General features: G+C 42.1%; 15 protein-coding genes. 14 read left to right on the top strand and 1 reads right to left on the bottom strand.

The genetic code is table 11. From position 1 onward, the window contains the following. From ACIQXU_RS02805 to aceA, 8 genes are all read left to right on the top strand, one after another. Nucleotides 1-630 carry a FadR/GntR family transcriptional regulator gene (locus tag ACIQXU_RS02805; protein WP_402874365.1) on the top strand — a complete coding sequence of 210 codons (630 nt, stop codon included), beginning with the start codon at nucleotides 1-3 and terminating at the stop codon, nucleotides 628-630. Nucleotides 631-721: 91 nt separating this feature from the next. Further along, on the top strand, nucleotides 722-1,585 hold the full coding sequence (accD, locus tag ACIQXU_RS02800) for an acetyl-CoA carboxylase, carboxyltransferase subunit beta (RefSeq protein WP_402874367.1): 864 nt from the start codon (nucleotides 722-724) through the stop codon (nucleotides 1,583-1,585). Next, complete coding sequence (gene accA, locus ACIQXU_RS02795; RefSeq protein ID WP_402874370.1) at nucleotides 1,582-2,580, top strand: acetyl-CoA carboxylase carboxyl transferase subunit alpha; 999 nt, start codon at nucleotides 1,582-1,584, stop codon at nucleotides 2,578-2,580. The genes accD and accA overlap by 4 nt, the downstream gene beginning before the upstream one ends. 274 nt (nucleotides 2,581-2,854) lie before the next feature. Continuing rightward, entirely contained in the window at nucleotides 2,855-3,814 is a 960-nt protein-coding gene (pfkA, locus tag ACIQXU_RS02790) for a 6-phosphofructokinase (RefSeq protein WP_402874373.1), read from the top strand. A gap of 83 nt (nucleotides 3,815-3,897) precedes the next feature. After that, nucleotides 3,898-5,658: a pyruvate kinase gene (pyk, locus tag ACIQXU_RS02785; RefSeq protein ID WP_402986594.1), complete on the top strand. Its 1,761-nt coding sequence runs from the start codon at nucleotides 3,898-3,900 to the stop codon at nucleotides 5,656-5,658. Between the two features lie 81 nt (nucleotides 5,659-5,739). Continuing rightward, nucleotides 5,740-6,132: an FxsA family protein gene (locus ACIQXU_RS02780; protein ID WP_402874380.1), complete on the top strand. Its 393-nt coding sequence runs from the start codon at nucleotides 5,740-5,742 to the stop codon at nucleotides 6,130-6,132. Between the two features lie 337 nt (nucleotides 6,133-6,469). Beyond that, nucleotides 6,470-8,062 carry a malate synthase A gene (aceB, locus tag ACIQXU_RS02775; protein WP_402874382.1) on the top strand — a complete coding sequence of 531 codons (1,593 nt, stop codon included), beginning with the start codon at nucleotides 6,470-6,472 and terminating at the stop codon, nucleotides 8,060-8,062. A 48-nt stretch (nucleotides 8,063-8,110) separates the two neighbouring features. Continuing rightward, on the top strand, nucleotides 8,111-9,394 hold the full coding sequence (gene aceA, locus ACIQXU_RS02770) for an isocitrate lyase (RefSeq protein ID WP_402986592.1): 1,284 nt from the start codon (nucleotides 8,111-8,113) through the stop codon (nucleotides 9,392-9,394). A gap of 52 nt (nucleotides 9,395-9,446) precedes the next feature. On the opposite strand, the gene ytvI is transcribed toward aceA, so the two are convergent. Continuing rightward, on the bottom strand, nucleotides 9,447-10,589 hold the full coding sequence (gene ytvI / locus ACIQXU_RS02765; RefSeq protein ID WP_402957716.1) for a sporulation integral membrane protein YtvI: 1,143 nt from the start codon (nucleotides 10,587-10,589) through the stop codon (nucleotides 9,447-9,449). Nucleotides 10,590-10,777: 188 nt separating this feature from the next. Between ytvI and ACIQXU_RS02760 the strand changes: the two genes are divergently transcribed. The 6 genes from ACIQXU_RS02760 to pnpS all read left to right on the top strand — a co-directional run bounded on the left by ACIQXU_RS02760 (nucleotide 10,778) and on the right by pnpS (nucleotide 18,126). Continuing rightward, a complete protein-coding gene (locus tag ACIQXU_RS02760; protein ID WP_402986590.1) occupies nucleotides 10,778-11,239 on the top strand; it encodes a DUF441 domain-containing protein in 462 nt (153 codons plus the stop codon). A gap of 543 nt (nucleotides 11,240-11,782) precedes the next feature. Continuing rightward, entirely contained in the window at nucleotides 11,783-12,898 is a 1,116-nt protein-coding gene (gene citZ / locus ACIQXU_RS02755) for a citrate synthase (protein WP_402874394.1), read from the top strand. Between the two features lie 155 nt (nucleotides 12,899-13,053). After that, nucleotides 13,054-14,322, top strand: a complete 1,269-nt coding sequence (icd, locus tag ACIQXU_RS02750; RefSeq protein WP_402874397.1) for an NADP-dependent isocitrate dehydrogenase — start codon at nucleotides 13,054-13,056, stop codon at nucleotides 14,320-14,322. A 123-nt stretch (nucleotides 14,323-14,445) separates the two neighbouring features. Next, complete coding sequence (gene mdh, locus ACIQXU_RS02745) at nucleotides 14,446-15,381, top strand: malate dehydrogenase (protein WP_402986588.1); 936 nt, start codon at nucleotides 14,446-14,448, stop codon at nucleotides 15,379-15,381. A 253-nt stretch (nucleotides 15,382-15,634) separates the two neighbouring features. Next, nucleotides 15,635-16,351, top strand: coding sequence for a response regulator transcription factor (locus tag ACIQXU_RS02740; protein WP_402874401.1), 717 nt, complete (start codon nucleotides 15,635-15,637; stop codon nucleotides 16,349-16,351). Then, on the top strand, nucleotides 16,348-18,126 hold the full coding sequence (gene pnpS, locus ACIQXU_RS02735) for a two-component system histidine kinase PnpS (RefSeq protein WP_402986586.1): 1,779 nt from the start codon (nucleotides 16,348-16,350) through the stop codon (nucleotides 18,124-18,126). Before ACIQXU_RS02740 ends, pnpS begins: the two co-directional genes overlap by 4 nt. The last annotated feature ends 202 nt before the right edge of the window (nucleotides 18,127-18,328 follow it).

Below are 18,328 nucleotides of genomic sequence, written 5' to 3'. Positions count from 1 at the left end.
TTGGCAGAACGTACTTCTTCAACCAAAATTTATCTCGATGTTGTGGAAAGCCTACGGAGCATGATTGAAGCGGATAACCTCTTACCGGGCGATAAAATTCCTTCTGAACGGGAGTTATCCGACCGTCTGAATGTTGGACGTTCATCTGTCCGTGAAGCATTGCGAGCACTAGAGCTTTTAGGATTGATAGAAACTAGACGTGGTGAAGGAACGTTTATTAGGGATTTCCAGGAGCATAAGTTAGTCGAGCTTCTGGGAACCTTTTTTTTGCAAGATAAAAAAGTTCAAGAAGATTTAGCCGAGACCAAACGGTTAATTGAAATCGATTGTTTGAAGATCGTGGCCTTCTTCGCCACGGCCCAAGAGGTTAAATCGTTAATGGACTGGGTCAAGGTAGAAGAATTCCATGATGATGATTTCTTCTTGAGGATCGCCATATTAAATCGCAATCGTTTGCTTGAAAGAATTTGGCGTATTGTCAACAGCTATGCTAGAGCATCAGAGCAAATCAAAACAAAAACGAAAAAAGAAGATTATCTTTTGTTGCTTACATATTTGCTTGAACGTGATGAAGAAAAAGCCATCGAAGCATACCTTACTAAAATCAGAAATTTGTCGAAGGAAGAGTGACAGCATTTTACACGATTTTGAATATATTTCTGATATAGTTTGGACCAAAGTTTCTTTAAAAAGAGGTTTGGTGGCAAAGGGAGGATTAGACTTGCTTAAAGAGCTATTTGCAAAATCTAAGAAGAAATATGCAACGGTTCCTTTAGATCGTGAAAAACAGGATGTACCTGAAGGAATTATGACGAAGTGCCCAGGTTGCAAAAAAATCATGTATACAAAAGAATTAGTGAAAAACGTAAAAGTCTGTTTGCATTGTGGGTTCCATCATTCCATGTCCTCTCATGAGCGCATAGAATTTCTTTTCGACGCCAATAGTTTCACTGAATTTGATAAAGAAATGATTTCCGTTAACCCCCTTCAGTTCCCGGATTATCTGGAAAAGCTGGAAAAGGATAAAGTGAAGGCCAAAATTAATGAGGCAGTGGTTACAGGGGTAGGAAGCATAAATGGTTTCCAAATATCAACGGCCATCATGGATTCCAATTTCCGGATGGGAAGTATGGGGTCCGTCGTTGGGGAAAAAATCACACGGGCGATTGAACGGGCCGGCGAATTGAAGATACCGTTCATCATTTTTACCGCATCTGGTGGGGCGCGAATGCAAGAAGGTGTTCTGAGCCTCATGCAAATGGCCAAAACAAGTGCTGCCCTTAAAATGTTCAGCAATGAAGGTGGATTGATCATTTCGATGATGACCCATCCTACAACTGGTGGCGTTTCAGCCAGCTTTGCATCTCTTGGGGATATTAACCTTGCAGAACCTGGTGCCCTGATAGGATTCGCTGGAAGACGGATCATTGAACAAACGATCCATGAAGATCTTCCTGAAGATTTCCAAACAGCTGAATTTTTGATGAAGCATGGCCAATTGGATGCTGTGGTTAAACGGACGGAAATGAAAGATACCTTGACAACGATCCTGAAAATTCATGCCCCGGGTGGTGAATGGTTATGATTTACGAATTGGAATTTGAACGCCCTGTCACAGAGCTTCGAAGCAAGATTAAAGAACTAAGGGAAATAACAAAGGGAGCAGATGTTGATTTGACAGCTGAAATTGAAAGCTTGGAACAGCGTCTCGAGAAGTTGGAAACGGACATTTATAATAACTTAAAGCCATGGGATCGCGTGCAAATCGCTCGTCACCCAGCCCGTCCGACAACACTTGATTATATCCCTCTTATATTTAATGAGTTCATGGAATTCCATGGTGACCGATACTATGGTGATGATGAAGCCATCGTAGCCGGCATCGGGGAATTTGATGGACGTGCTGTGACCATCATCGGCCATCAGCGTGGTAAGGATACAAAGGAAAATATCCGTCGTAATTTTGGTATGCCTCATCCTGAAGGTTATCGAAAGGCTTTACGTCTGATGAAACAGGCCGAAAAGTTCAATCGCCCCATCATTTGTTTCATAGATACGAAGGGTGCCTTCCCTGGTAAAGCAGCGGAAGAGCGTGGCCAGAGTGAAGCCATCGCAAAAAACCTTTTTGAAATGGCAGGACTTAATGTACCTGTTATCAGTATTGTCATTGGTGAAGGTGGAAGTGGTGGTGCTTTGGCTCTAGGAGTAGCGGATCGGATTTATATGCTGGAGAACTCCACCTATTCTGTCATTTCTCCTGAAGGAGCAGCAGCTATCTTGTGGAAGGATGCTTCCCAAGCCAAGCGTGCAGCCGAAACGATGAAAATCACGGCTCCTGACCTCAACCGATTGGGAGTCATTGATGAAATCATTCCTGAAGTGAAAGGCGGGGCCCATCGCGATGCCGAGGAGCAAGCCAAAGCGATTAAGGATATGTTGAAGCAATCAATCAATGAGCTTCTTTCCCTGAATAGTGAGGAACTGATCAATCAGCGTTATATGAAATTTAAAAATATCGGTGAATATGAATTTGAAGGACAGCCAGAAGGACCGATACTGGAAGTAAAACAACATTCATAAATACATGGCCAAGAAAAAACGTGCTGCCGGCAGGCAACACGTTTTTTCAACCTTAATATGATACTTAAATACCCAGGTGACTAAATTGATTCCTATTTTGGGAAATAAAACAATCTTTAACGCAATTTACTTCAATTTCTGTTCAGAATACGTTAGTCTTAATACATTGGATTAAGCAGTAAGAAGAGTTCCTTGCTTATCTTAGGTGAAAAAAGGGTACAATGAGGTTATTGAAAAGTTTTATGTCATTAGCGCAGTAGGAGAGGTGAACATAATGAAAAAAATAGGGGTATTAACAAGTGGAGGGGATTCTCCAGGCATGAATGCTGCAGTCCGGGCAGTCGTCCGGAAAGCGATTTTTCATGAGATGGAGGTCTATGGCATCTACCATGGCTATGAAGGGTTGATCAATGGCGACATAAGACGTCTTGAGCTTGGTTCTGTCGGGGATATCATACACCGCGGAGGCACGATGTTACATACTGCCCGCTGTCCTGAATTCAAAACGGAAGAGGGACAGTTAAAGGCAATTGAACAACTGAAAAAAGTGGGTATTGAGGGCATCGTCATCATTGGCGGTGACGGGTCTTACCTTGGAGCGAAGGCATTGACGGAACGAGGTTTTCCTTGCATTGGCGTTCCGGGAACGATCGATAACGATATTCCGGGAACGGACTTTACGATTGGTTTTGATACAGCCCTTAATACGGTCATCGATGCGATTGATAAAATCAGGGATACAGCGACTTCCCACGAACGGACGTATGTGGTTGAAGTGATGGGCCGAAACGCCGGTGACATTGCTCTTTGGGCCGGTCTTGCAGGAGGGGCTGAGACCATTTTATGCCCGGAATACGATTTCGATATGGAAGAGATGATAGGAAAGCTGAACCGGGGACATGAACGCGGGAAAAAGCATAGTATCATCGTTGTGGCAGAAGGTGTAGGCAGTGCCATGGAGATTTCCAAACAGATAGAAGCGAAAGCAGGGTTCGAAACGCGTGTTACGGTTCTGGGTCATGTACAACGTGGCGGCTCTCCTACTGCGTCTGACCGTGTGTTGGCAAGCAGGCTTGGCGCCCGCGCAGTCGAATTGCTTCTTGAAGGTTTAGGTGGCAGGGCTGTGGGCATTGAGGAAAATAAACTGGTTGATTACGATATCATCGATGCCTTATCGAAGAAGCACACGATTGATAAGAAAATGTATGACCTATCAGAAGAATTGTCTATTTAAATGATTGAAAAAAATATGTTTAATACTACGTCACTCTCCGTCATATGGCGGTAGAAGACGAGTTTCTTTAGGAGGTTGACACCATGCGCAAAACTAAAATTGTATGTACCATTGGGCCAGCTAGTGAAAGTGTAGAAAAATTGGCTCAATTAATCGAGGCAGGGATGAATGTAGCACGTCTTAATTTTTCCCACGGTAATCATGAGGAACATGCTGCAAGAATTCGCAACATAAGAGAAGCATCAGAGAAAACGGGGAAACAGGTCGCTATCTTGCTTGATACAAAAGGTCCTGAAATACGGACGAATAACATGGAGAATGACTCGATTGAGTTGACGGCAGGTAAAGAAGTAACGATTTCGATGCAAGAAGTTTTGGGGACACCAGAGAAATTCTCCATTACCTATGAAGGGCTTCTATATGATGTACAAGCTGGATCTAGAATTTTGCTGGACGATGGCTTGATTGGTCTTGAAGTGTTAGCAATTGATGAAACAAAAAAAGAAATTCATACGAAAATCCTAAACAGCGGTACATTGAAAAATAAAAAAGGCGTCAACGTTCCTGGCGTTTCCGTAAACTTGCCAGGGATTACGGAAAAAGATGAAAAGGACATCCTTTTCGGTATCGAACAAGGAATCGATTTCGTGGCCGCTTCTTTCGTCCGCAGGGCGTCGGATGTACTGGAAGTCCGGGAATTGTTGCAACAAAATAAAGCAGAGCATATTCAAATCATCCCTAAAATTGAAAACCAGGAAGGCGTGGACCGTCTCAATGAAATTTTAGAAGTAGCTGATGGTTTGATGGTTGCGCGTGGTGATTTAGGTGTTGAAATCCCTGCGGAAGAAGTGCCACTTGTTCAAAAAGATATGATCAAGAAATGTAACAATGCAGGCAAACCGGTCATTACCGCTACACAAATGCTTGATTCGATGCAGCGTAATCCACGTCCGACACGAGCTGAGGCAAGTGATGTGGCGAATGCGATTTTCGATGGAACGGATGCCATCATGCTTTCTGGTGAAACAGCTGCGGGAACTTACCCAGTCGAAGCCGTTCAGACTATGCATAATATTGCTTCACGTGCAGAAACAGCGCTTAATTATCGGGATATCCTTACAAGGAATAGTAAGTCGGATCGACATAATGTGACAGATGCCATTGGGGAATCCGTTGCACATACTGCGCTTAACCTTAATGCAGGTGCAATCATCACACCGACTGAAAGCGGTCATACAGCACGGATGATTTCTAAGTATCGTCCAAAAGCGCCTATTATTGCCGTTACCTCTAATGAAGATGTATCCAGACGGCTTGCATTGGTCTGGGGCGTTTATCCGCAGATGGGGCCTAAAGCAGAGACGACAGATGATATGCTCCAAACAGCGATTGACCAAAGCCTGGAATCCGGAATCGTTTCCCATGGGGATTTAGTGGTGATTACCGCTGGTGTGCCTGTAGGTGAAATAGGGACGACTAACTTGATGAAAATTCATGTGTTAGGAGAGGTTCTATTGAAGGCTCAAGGAATCGGTAGGAAAACAGCGAAGGGTGAAGTGGTCGTTGCCAAGAATGCCAAGGAAGCCTTAGAAAAAGTACAAGAAGGATCTGTTTTGGTTACAATCGGTTCGGATCGTGAAATGATGCCGGCAATAGAAAAGTGTGCCGCATTGATTACTGAAGAAGGCGGTTTGACTAGCCATGCGGCAGTTGTCGGCGTTACCTTAGGCATTCCTGTCATTGTCGGGGCTGATAATGCGACAAAGGCCTTTAAGGATGGACAGAGAATAACGGTCGATGCCAGCCGTGGAATCATTTATGATGGTCATGCCAAAGTTTTGTAAAACAAAATTTTGGATGAAATCCAATCGTTGATGTAAGATAGGTGTACCGCACCAGAAGTGGGCTGTGCAGGAGGAATGTAAATGAAGTACTTTTTATTGTTTATCATTGCGATGCCGATCATTGAGATTATTGTCCTCTTATTATCTGGCAATCTGATTGGGTTTTGGCCAACGCTGTTCCTAATTGTAGCCACTGGTTTAATCGGAGCTTATTTGGCTAAACGCCAAGGAATGGAAATATGGAAAAAGGCACAGGGTCAGGTTCGTCAAGGGATGATGCCTGGAAATGAAATCGTCGATGGAATCTGTATCTTCATCGGATCCGCTCTGTTGCTATCACCCGGACTGATTTCGGATGTCTTGGGATTGATCCTGGTATTTCCACCCACCCGTAATCTTCTAAAACCAATTGTTATTCGGATTATGATGAACAGGATGAATAAAGGAAAAGTAACGATCATTCAACATAAATAGAAAAAGGCTATCCACAAAGATAAGAATGTGGATAGCCTTTTTTGCGTTCACCCCATAAATGCTTCCACATTTGAAGGAAATCTTGCCACTCAAAATCTTAACTGTTTCATGCAAAAATGGACAAGGAAGAAAGAAAGAAATAAAAAAACAGAATATTTTCAATTATTTTTCTAATAGAAATGCCTATATACCTGGCTTTCTATAGTCAATTAATATCTTTTTTTAAAAAAGTTGGAAAAGTAGGTGACAAATTTATACAGCGTGTTATATAATACAAACAGGAAATAAAATAACTGTATTATAACATATAAGAGTTTGAAAGGATGTGGAAAGCAACATGATTACTGAAGCAAAAGGTTTACAAATAACAGGGGATATCAAGCCTGGATATGAACAAATACTTACTACGGAAGCGCTTCAATTCATTGAACGGATTGAACGGCAGTTCGGTGCAAGGAGAAGGGAACTGTTAGAGCGACGTAAAACGGTCCAAGAGGAAATAAACCAAGGAAAGCAGCTTGATTTCCTGGAGGAAACGAAACATATCCGTGAAGGTGATTGGACAATCGCTCCCCTCCCGAAGGACTTGCAAGACCGCAGGGTTGAAATTACAGGGCCGGTTGATCGTAAGATGATCATCAATGCATTAAACTCAGGGGCTTGCGTGTTTATGGCAGACTTTGAAGATGCCAACTCGCCTACTTGGGAAAATTGCATAGATGGGCAACTGAACTTGAGGGATGCCATCCGCGGTACCATCTCATTTGAAAATCCAAACGGTAAAGTATATAGATTGAATGAAAAAACGGCAGTCTTGAAAATCAGACCCCGTGGCTGGCACTTGGAAGAAAAACACGTTCTATTAAATGGACAGCCTATATCCGCCAGCATATTCGACTTCGGTCTTTACTTTTATCATAATGTGAAAGCATTGATCGAAAATGGAAGCGGTCCATACTTCTATCTTCCGAAGATGGAAAGTCATCTCGAAGCCAGATTATGGAATGACATCTTTGTATATGCCCAGAATGATTTAAGAATTCCGCAGGGGACAATTAGAGCGACGGTACTAATCGAAACGATTCTTGCAGCATTCGAAATGGACGAAATCTTGTATGAGTTGAAAGAACACTCAGCAGGCCTAAACTGCGGTCGCTGGGATTACATCTTCAGCTTCCTGAAGAAATTCCGTCACTCAGAGGACGTAATCTTCCCAGATCGATTACAGGTTACAATGACGGTTCCGAACATGAGAGCTTACTCCCTTCTCGCAATCAAGACTTGCCACACCCGTAATGCTCCGGCAATCGGTGGAATGGCTGCCCAAATTCCGGTCAAGAATGACCCGGTCAAGAATGATGAGGCGTTCGCGAAGGTTCGTGCGGATAAAGAACGTGAAGCGAGAGATGGGCATGACGGTACATGGGTCGCTCATCCAGGCATGGTCAGTACTGCGAAAGAAGTGTTTGACCTTCTTGTTCCGAAACCGAATCAAATTTACCGCAAACGTGAAGATGTAGAAGTGACGGCTAAAGATTTGCTGGAAGTCCCAGAAGGATCCATTACGGAGGCTGGCTTACGGACAAATATAAACGTCGGCATTCAGTATATCGCTTCCTGGTTATGTGGTAGAGGAGCGGCTCCTATCAATAACTTGATGGAAGATGCCGCTACAGCAGAAATTTCCCGCGCTCAAGTGTGGCAGTGGATTCGTCATCCTAAAGGCATACTAGAAGATGGCAGGAAAGTGACGGAAGAATTATTCCATCAAATCAAAGAGGAAGAATTGGAAGTCATTAAATCCGAGATTGGTGAAGAAGCTTTCAAAACAGGGAAATTTGAAGAATCTACTAAACTATTCGAAGAATTGATTGTGGCTGAAGACTTCGCTGATTTCTTAACGAATCCAGCATACGAAAAATTATCTTAATATTCTATCAATTATGAACGTACTATAAACTATTAGGGGGAAAATATAATGACGAACGAAAGAGTAGAGCAATTACAACAAAGCTGGGAAACTGATTCAAGATGGAATGGAATTAAACGCACGTATACAGCTGAGGAAGTTATCAAATTAAGAGGGTCCATTGACATCGAGCAAACCTTAGCGCGTCGGGGAGCTGAAAAACTATGGAATCTCCTGAAACAAGAAGATTTCATCAATGCACTAGGAGCATTGACTGGTAACCAAGCGATGCAACAAGTAAAAGCGGGTTTAAAGGCCATCTATCTAAGTGGTTGGCAAGTGGCTGCAGATGCGAATATCGCTGGCCAGATGTACCCGGATCAAAGCTTATACCCAGCAAACTCTGTACCACAAGTCGTTAAACGCATCAATCAAACACTGCAACGGGCCGATCAAATCAGCTTTGCTGAAGGAAAAGACGATATCGATTGGTTTGCCCCTATCGTAGCTGATGCGGAAGCAGGTTTTGGTGGAGCCCTTAATGTTTTCGAACTAATGAAAGGGATGATCGAAGCTGGAGCTGCCGGTGTTCACTTTGAAGATCAGCTTTCCTCCGAGAAAAAATGTGGCCATTTAGGTGGGAAAGTGCTTCTTCCAACACAAATTGCCATACGTAACCTGATTTCTGCCCGCTTGGCTGCAGACGTAATGGGAACACCGACTATATTGATTGCTCGCACGGATGCTGACGCCGCTGACTTGATCACGGATGATATCGATCCAGTCGATGCCCCATTCATCACAGGCGAACGTACTCCAGAAGGATTCTACCGCACGAAAGCGGGACTTGACCAAGCGATTGCTCGTGGCCTGGCTTATGCACCATACGCTGACCTTATCTGGTGTGAAACGTCCGAGCCAAACCTTGCAGATGCCCGTCGTTTTGCCGAAGCGATTCATGCTGAGTTCCCAGGAAAACTACTAGCATACAATTGCTCGCCATCGTTTAACTGGAAAGCGAAATTGAGTGATGAGGAAATTGCGAGCTACCAAGTCGAATTAGGGAAACTGGGTTACAAATTCCAATTCGTTACACTTGCTGGATTCCATTCATTGAACCATAGCATGTTTAACCTTGCTCTTGGATACAAAGACCGTGGAATGGCAGCATACTCAGAACTTCAACAAGCAGAATTCGCTAGTGAAGGGGACGGCTATACGGCAACTCGTCACCAACGCGAGGTTGGAACTGGATACTTCGATGAAGTGGCACAGGTTGTATCTGGTGGAACTTCTTCTACAACAGCACTTGCTGGTTCTACTGAAGCTGAACAATTCGAAACTTCAAAATAAGAGATAGATAGAAAAAATCCGCCCCGAATATCGGGCGGATTTTTCTTTGATTTTAAAGAAATTTGTTTGGAGTGGGTTTTTTCGTATCCGGTCCCATGATGTACGACCAAATGGCTTGAAAGACATGAGCACGTTGAAGGGTATTGAATATGACTAGGGCTACTGGCCCGGCGATCAATCCAAGAAACCCGATTAATTTAAAACCAATGAATAAGGCGATGAGAGTAGCAAGTGGATCCAAGCCAATACTAGAAGAAAGAACTTTTGGTTCAATTAGTTGGCGCTGGACAACAACGATGATGTAAAGCACAGACAGCCCGATGGCAAGACTGGTATTCCCAGAGATGAATTCGAAGATGATCCATGGAATGAAGATGGTCCCTGTACCCAAATAAGGAATGATATCGACTAAGCCGCAAATTAAAGCGATGGTAATCGAATACTTGACCCCTAATATAAGAAATCCGATTAAAATGGTAACGGTCGTTAATGAAACTAGAGTGAATTGAGCGCGAATGAATCCGAATAATGCTCGTTTTAAATCACGGAATAAACGTTTGGCCCCGGAAAATAGTTTATTTGGCAATACATTTCCCGTCATTCGTCCGAAACGGTCATAGTCTTTGCTGATGAAGAAAGTGCCCAGTAGGGTAAAGAGTAGTGCTGTCACCGTCGTTGGAAACCAGCCGATGATGGCGGGGATATTTTTCAGGAATGCCTGAATGAAACCGCTGACCCCGGTAGTGATGGATTCACCAATATTTTGGATGTTCTTTAGGATGGTGTCCTGCTGATCTTGATCTAATGTATTGAACATGGCTGTGGTTTGGTTATATAGGGGAATGATCTTGGTGGCAATGAGCGTTTCTATGTAATCTACGATGGTTTCGATATGTTCCGGTATCACACCCGCAAGGTAATTAGTACCTGATATGATTTCGGTAACTAATAGGGTGATGAGTCCGGCAAAAATAAGGAAAATGAGTAATAGGGAGACAAATACAGCAAGTCCTCGTGGCAAGTGAGCTTTCTTTTCGAAGAAAGTCACAAGGGGGTTCATCAAGAAAGCAATGATCATGGCAATAATGAATGGATACGTATACTTAGATAAATAAAATAAGGCGATCCCGCCCAAAATGATGATTCCGATGACTGATATGAAACGAATGAAACGGTAGATGTAAACAGGATTCAAGACATTCCCTCCTTCTAACGGCTGCATTGTATTATAATTGTAACGACAATGGTAAAGAAAGGAAAGTTCCTTTTGGATCCAATATGAACTATTTCTATTGGTAGCCAAATAAATACCATGGATTTTGACAAAGGTAAACAGGCGGTTTGTTATGTTAAAATAACAAAAAGGAAAGAGGAGGAGGAGAAGTGATAAACGGCCCGGTCGTGTTTTTAATTTTACTTGCGGTAATCGGTTGGTTTGGGAAAAACACATCCCTTATTGCCGCAGCAGGTTTTCTTTTACTCATGAAAATCATTGGTCTTGATGCCAAAGTGTTCCCTTATTTAGAAGCAAAGGGAATCAACCTAGGCGTTACGATCATTACGATTGCAGTGCTCATCCCTATTGCTAATGGAGCGATTGGCTTCAAGGAACTGGGGGATGCGATTAAATCGCCCTATGCATGGATTGCGCTGGCTTCTGGTATAGCTGTTGCCTTGATTGCGAAAAATGGAATTACCTTGCTTTCTCACGATCCACATATTACAACCGCATTGGTTTTTGGGACGATTCTAGCCGTCGCATTATTTAAAGGTGTGGCTGTAGGTCCGTTGATTGGTGCTGGAATTGCTTATTTATGCATGCAGATTTTTGATTTTTTTAAATAATTGACACAGGGAATGAATAGTAATTGTTTAATTTTTCTGGAATCTTTTTTTCTTTTCTATGTTAGATTTATTCTGCTTCATTTCATTTTTTTGTAAGAATGTGGTGGAAAAAGCTGAAAAAAAAGGTGGATTAGGAATAGAGATTTTTCTAATGAAATAATAATTTTTTCATATTTTAAGCGCTTTTCATTCCCAAAAAAGTGATTATTGTTTATAATAATGTTGTAACTACTCCGAGTCATTATATTAGGATTTAGAAATAGTAGTTTCTGATGATCTAAAAAAAGAGTGTAGTTATTTGAGCAAGCGCTCACTAGGAAGCGAAGCTACAAGCATTAATTTTTAGAATTCGTATAAGCGATTGTAAAAGGTCGTGCATGCTCCTTTGATTGGCATTCACATCAGTGAATACTTATCGATGGGTGACGCATGTCTTCAGCTAAAAAATAGATGGTTGGGTAGGATAGCTTACTCTTGGAAGCGCTATATTTATACGTAATGAGCAAGGATATAGGGGAATTTTAGAAAAAGGAGAGATTTTATATGACAGCAACAAAAGGTCTAGAAGGTGTGGTAGCAACCACTTCATCCGTAAGCTCGATTATCGACGATACACTAACTTACGTTGGGTACGATATCGATGATTTAGCTACAAATGCCACTTTTGAGGAAGTAATCTATCTTTTATGGCATGGAGCTCTTCCAAACAAAAGCCAATTAGCTGAATTAACTAAACAACTAGCTGAAAACGCAGAACTTCCTGCAGAAGTTGTTAATCATTTCAAAACATACCCAATTGATAAAGTACATCCAATGGGTGCTCTTCGCACAGCGGTATCACTTCTTGGTCTATATGATGAAGAAGCTGACGTAATGAGTGAAGAAGCTAACTATCGTAAAGCCATTCGCATCCAAGCTAAAATCCCAACGTTGGTAACAACTTTCGCCCGTACCCGTCAAGGTAAGGAAGCGGTTGCACCACGTAAAGATCTAAGCTTCGCTGCTAACTTCTTATATATGTTAAGTGGTAACGAGCCAACTGCAATCGAAGAAGAAGCATTCAACAAAGCATTGGTTCTACATGCTGACCATGAATTAAACGCTTCTACTTTCACTGCACGCGTTTGCGTTGCTACTCTTTCTGATATCTATTCTGGCGTTACATCTGCCATTGGCGCATTAAAAGGCCCACTTCATGGCGGAGCTAACGAACAAGTTATGAAAATGCTTACAGAAATCGGTTCAGTAGAAAACGTTGAGCCTTATATCAACGAAAAACTAGCTAACAAAGAAAAAATCATGGGCTTTGGCCACCGTGTATACCGTAAAGGTGACCCACGTGCTAAACACCTTAAAGAAATGTCTAAAAAATTGACTGAGCTTACTGGTCAGCCTCAATATTATGAAATGTCGACTAAAATTCACGAAATCGTGACTGGTCAAAAAAATCTTCCGCCAAACGTAGATTTCTATTCAGCTTCTGTATACCACAGCCTAGGTATCGAGCATGACCTATTCACACCAGTCTTTGCTGTTAGCCGTGCATCAGGTTGGATCGCTCATATCCTTGAGCAATATTCAAACAACCGCCTTATCCGTCCACGTGCAGAGTATGTTGGACCAGGTATGCAAAAGTACATTCCGATTGAAAATCGATAAAATTTTTGAATAAATAAAAGTTTTTTCAAAATTTATATTTAATTTCATCGGATTTGTAGTAAATTAAAAGATGTGAGTAAACGAGGTTAGTGGTTCTGCCAAGAATTATAAGGCAGACCAACTAGCCTTTGAATTTGAATCGGAGGTAAAGAGACATGACACAAAGCCAAAAAATCACAGTTACTAACGGTGTTCTTAACGTACCAAACAATCCAATCGTTCCTTTCATTGAAGGTGACGGAATCGGTCCTGATATCTGGGCAGCAGCAGTACGCGTTTTAGACGCAGCTGTAGAAAAAGCATACAATGGCGAAAAGAAAATCGAATGGAAAGAAGTTTTAGCTGGACAAAAAGCATTTGACCAAACAGGCGAATGGCTTCCACAAGAAACTCTTGATGTCATCAACGAATATCTAATCGCTATTAAAGGACCACTTACAACTCCAATCGGTGGCGGTATCCGTTCATTGAACGTAGCATTACGCCAAGTATTAGACTTATTCGTATGTCTACGCCCAGTACGTTACTTCGAAGGTGTACCTTCTCCAGTAAAACGTCCTGAAGACACTGACATGGTTATCTTCCGTGAAAACACTGAAGACATCTATGCTGGTATCGAATATGCTAAAGGTTCTGACCAAGCGAAAAAACTTATCGACTTCTTGCAAACTGAGTTCGGTGTTAAAAACATCCGTTTCCCTGAAACTTCTGGTATTGGTATCAAGCCAATTTCTGAAGAAGGTACAAAACGTCTTGTTCGCGCTGCACTTAACTATGCAATCAAAGAAGGCCGTAAATCATTAACACTTGTTCATAAAGGTAATATCATGAAGTTCACGGAAGGCGCATTCAAAACTTGGGGTTATGAAGTTGCAGAAACTGAATTCGCTGACAAAGTGTTCACTTGGAACCAATATGATCAAATCAAAGAAGCTGAAGGAACAGAAGCTGCTAACAAAGCACAATCTGCTGCAGAAGCTGAAGGCAAAATCATCGTTAAAGATTCTATTGCCGATATCTTCTTACAACAAATCCTAACTCGTCCAAGAGAGTTTGACGTTGTTGCAACAATGAACTTAAACGGAGATTACATCTCTGATGCACTAGCTGCTCAAGTTGGCGGAATTGGTATTGCTCCAGGAGCTAACATCAACTACGAAACTGGACATGCTATTTTCGAAGCAACTCACGGTACTGCTCCTAAATATGCTGGTCTTGACAAAGTTAACCCATCTTCAGTTCTTCTTTCAGGCGTTCTTTTACTTGAACACCTTGGATGGAATGAAGCTGCGGACAGCATCACTAAATCAGTAGAACAAACAATTGCTTCTAAAGTTGTTACATACGACTTTGCCCGCCTAATGGAAGGTGCAAAAGAAGTTAAATGTTCTGAGTTCGCTGACGAGCTAATCAAAAACCTTTAATTTTTACTAATGACGCCTTCAGGAAAAGAGCTGACTTCAGCTCCTTTTCCGGGAGGCGTATAATTATGTATACAGATGTTAAAAGTATTCCGAAATATTTGCATATTTTAAGGAGGAATTAACATGTCTACACGTAAAAAGATTACAGTAGTTGGTGCAGGATTCACTGGAGCTACCGCAGCATTCCTTGCCGCTCAAAAAGAACTCGGTGACATCGTTTTAGTTGATATTCCACAATCAGAAAACCCTACAAAAGGTAAGGCACTTGATATGGCTGAAGCAGGTCCTGTCCTAGGATTTGACGCCTCTATCATCGGCACTTCTGACTACTCAGATACAGCAGACTCAGACGTCGTCATCATCACTGCCGGGATCGCCCGCAAACCAGGCATGAGCCGTGATGATTTAGTTCAGACGAACCAAAAAGTCATGAAAGCTGTAACGAAAGAAGTGGTCAAATACTCTCCACATACAACCATCATCGTTTTAACCAATCCAGTAGATGCAATGACTTATACGGTTTACAAAGAATCGGGTTTTCCAAAAGAACGAGTAATCGGACAATCGGGCGTGCTTGATACTGCCCGTTTCCGTACGTTTGTCGCTCAAGAATTGAATATGTCGGTTAAGGACGTAACCGGTTTCGTCCTGGGTGGGCATGGTGACGACATGGTGCCTTTAGTACGTTACTCATACGCCGGAGGCATTCCTTTGGAAACATTAATACCAAAAGACCGTCTAGACACAATCGTTGCCCGTACTCGTACTGGCGGCGGAGAAATCGTCAACCTACTTGGCAATGGTAGCGCTTATTACGCACCTGCGGCATCCCTTGTGGAAATGGCGGAAGCAATCCTGAAAGACCAACATCGCGTTCTTCCATCAATCGCCTACCTTGAAGGTGAATATGGATTCGAAGGCATCTACCTTGGTGTGCCTACGGTCTTAGGTGCCAATGGAATTGAACGAATCATCGAACTTGAATTGACGGAATCTGAAAAAGCTGCCCTTTCGAAATCAGTCGATTCCGTTAAAGCAGTCATGAAAATCTTACAATAACTCATCCGTTTCATAACAAGACTGCCCGAAACGTGACAGGAATCCCTTGTGTTCCTTTCACCTATCAGGTGGTCTTTTTATGTATCGGCCCGGATTTTTCGTCCTTACCTTATTTGAGGCAGTAAAAGGAATTGGTGATTTTGGGAGGACGAGAGAATTTTAAGTGTGAATTACAGATAATATTCTTTATAATAGAATTGGATGAGTAGACAAAAGCATGTCTTAAGGGTAATACATAATTCAGGAGGATCTAATGTCAAAGAAAATTCTCGTAGTGGATGATGAACAATCAATTGTTACCTTACTTCAATACAATTTAGAGCAGGCTGGTTACTCTGTAATTACAGCATTGGACGGGGAAGAAGGTTTACAGGCAGCTGTTGAGCTTTGTCCTGATTTGGTCGTATTGGATTTAATGCTACCCAAATTGGATGGGCTTGAAGTGTGTAAACAGCTTCGCCAACAGAAAATAAATATCCCGATTTTGATGTTAACAGCTAAAGATGATGAATTTGATAAGGTGCTTGGCCTGGAATTAGGAGCAGATGATTACTTAACGAAGCCCTTTAGCCCACGTGAGGTAGTTGCCCGGATTAAAGCGATACTAAGAAGATCACAGCATTCTAATAGTACTGAAAATAATGATGATCCAGAGAATGATTCACTGAAAATAGGCGACTTGAAGATCTTTCCTGAACGCTATGAAGCCTATTTCGAGGAGAATCAACTAGAATTGACTCCAAAGGAATTTGAATTACTTTTATACCTCGTGAAGAATAAAGGAAGAGTGTTAACGAGGGATCAATTATTGAGCACGGTGTGGAATTATGATTTTGCCGGAGATTCTCGTATCGTGGATGTCCATATCAGCCATCTGAGGGAGAAAATTGAATCAGACACAAAAAAACCTCTGTATATCAAAACGATAAGGGGCTTGGGTTACAAGTTCGAGGAGCCTAAAAGAGAATGACGACCTACCGTAAGAAACTGCTATTTACCCTCATCACGCTGGTGATGGTCGTACTGATGGCCGTTGGTTTTTTGTTGGGCCATCTTTTCAAAAGCTATTATATTAAAACATTCAACGAACGAATTCAAAATGAAACGTTTTTCATTTCTACATATATTAAAGAGCATGGCGGTATCACCTCCTTTTTGGAAAAAGGTAAAACGTCGAAACTAACGCCGTTGCTTGAATCCAACTTAACCATTCTTTCGACAGATGGAGAGGTTTTATATGATTCGTCCTCTTCAAATGAGTTGCTTGATAGCCATGCAGAAGTCCTTCAGAAAATCACCCTTGAAAAAACGGGGGAGCAGCGTGAAGGCTATGAAGTGGTGGAGGGGGATTCGGACCTTCATTATTACTGGAGCGCCGTTGAAAAGGATGGCGAGATTGAAGGATTTGTCATCCATAGTAATGAAATCGAGGCAATTCAACAAGTCAACCGGCAAATGTGGAGCATATTGGTCATTTGCTTGGGTGCAGCCTTGATCATCATCCTGATGCTGGCAAGTAAAATCACTTCCTATTACACCCGGCCGATTGAAGAGGCCACAATGGCAGCGATTGACCTGGCAAAAGGAAATTACCGTACCCGAAAATTCGAGCAACATTCAGATGAAACGGGGATGTTGACGAACTCGTTGAATATCCTGGCAAGGAACCTCCAAGAAACCGAAATGGCGAGGGAAATGAACCAGGATCGTTTGGAAACGCTCGTCGAAAATATGGGGAGTGGTGTGCTGTTAATTGACAGCAAAGGATATACAACGCTAATCAACCGGGAATTCAAGAAAACCTTTGATGTAGATTCGCATACATTCCTATATCAAGACTATTATTCTGTGATAAAGGATGAAGAAGTCATAGCTCTAATAGAAGAGATTTTCAGGACGGAAAAAACGATAAAACGTCAGGTGAAAATTCCGCTTGCCCTTAAACGAAAGCATTTCGAAATCTATGGAGCTCCCATTATCGGTGATTATGATGAATGGAAGGGAATCCTGCTTATTTTCCATGACATCACTGAACTGAAAAGACTGGAACAAATGCGGAAGGATTTTGTGGCCAATGTCTCTCATGAATTGAGGACACCGATTACTTCTATTAAAGGCTTTTCGGAAACATTGCTGGATGGGGCCTGGAAGGATGAGAAAACCTTAAAGCACTTTTTATCGATCATTTTAAACGAAAGCGATCGGCTTCAAGAGCTCATTCAGGAACTTCTTAATTTATCCAAAATGGAACAGCAGGAATTTGTCCTGAAAACGGACAAGGTAGATATGACTACCATCCTTAAAGAAATTCAGGAAATGCTCATGGGTAAACTACGAAAAAAAGAAATCTCACTCGAAGTCAAAGTGCCTTCGCATTCAGTGGTTATTGAAGGGGAATCAGATCGGATCAAACAAGTGTTCATCAATTTGATTACCAATGCCTTAGCTTATACACCAAATGGTGGGATTGTGACTGTAACGGTTGCGGAGAAGGAACAAACCGTGGATGTGATAGTGCAGGACAATGGAATCGGGATTGAGGAGAAAGAGCTTCCGAGGATCTTCGAACGATTTTATCGAATCGACAAGGCAAGGAGCCGAGATTCAGGTGGAACCGGGATTGGACTTGCCATCGTCAAACATATCGTGGAAGTTCATAAAGGCAAAATTAACGTAGAGAGTAAACCGGGAACCGGTACGACATTCACCGTCACGTTGAATAAAAAGTTGAAAGGGAATAGGTAGAGTTTACACAGACTTTACACTTCCTTTAAACAAGCTTCATAATGGAGGGGTACAATGATTGTACAACCCCTCATCCAAGGAGTTAAGTAAGGCAGGGACATTTTAGTCCCTGCCTTTTTCTGTATGGAAATGGGAGTCACCACTTAATTATTAAAAATTTCCAATTTTACGAAACTTTGGTCCATTCTTTGCGTAAATAAGA

Origin of the sequence: Peribacillus sp. NPDC097284, assembly GCF_044761765.1 — a bacterium.
Taxonomy (GTDB): domain Bacteria; phylum Bacillota; class Bacilli; order Bacillales; family DSM-1321; genus Peribacillus.
This window is presented reverse-complemented; position numbering and strand designations above follow the sequence as displayed.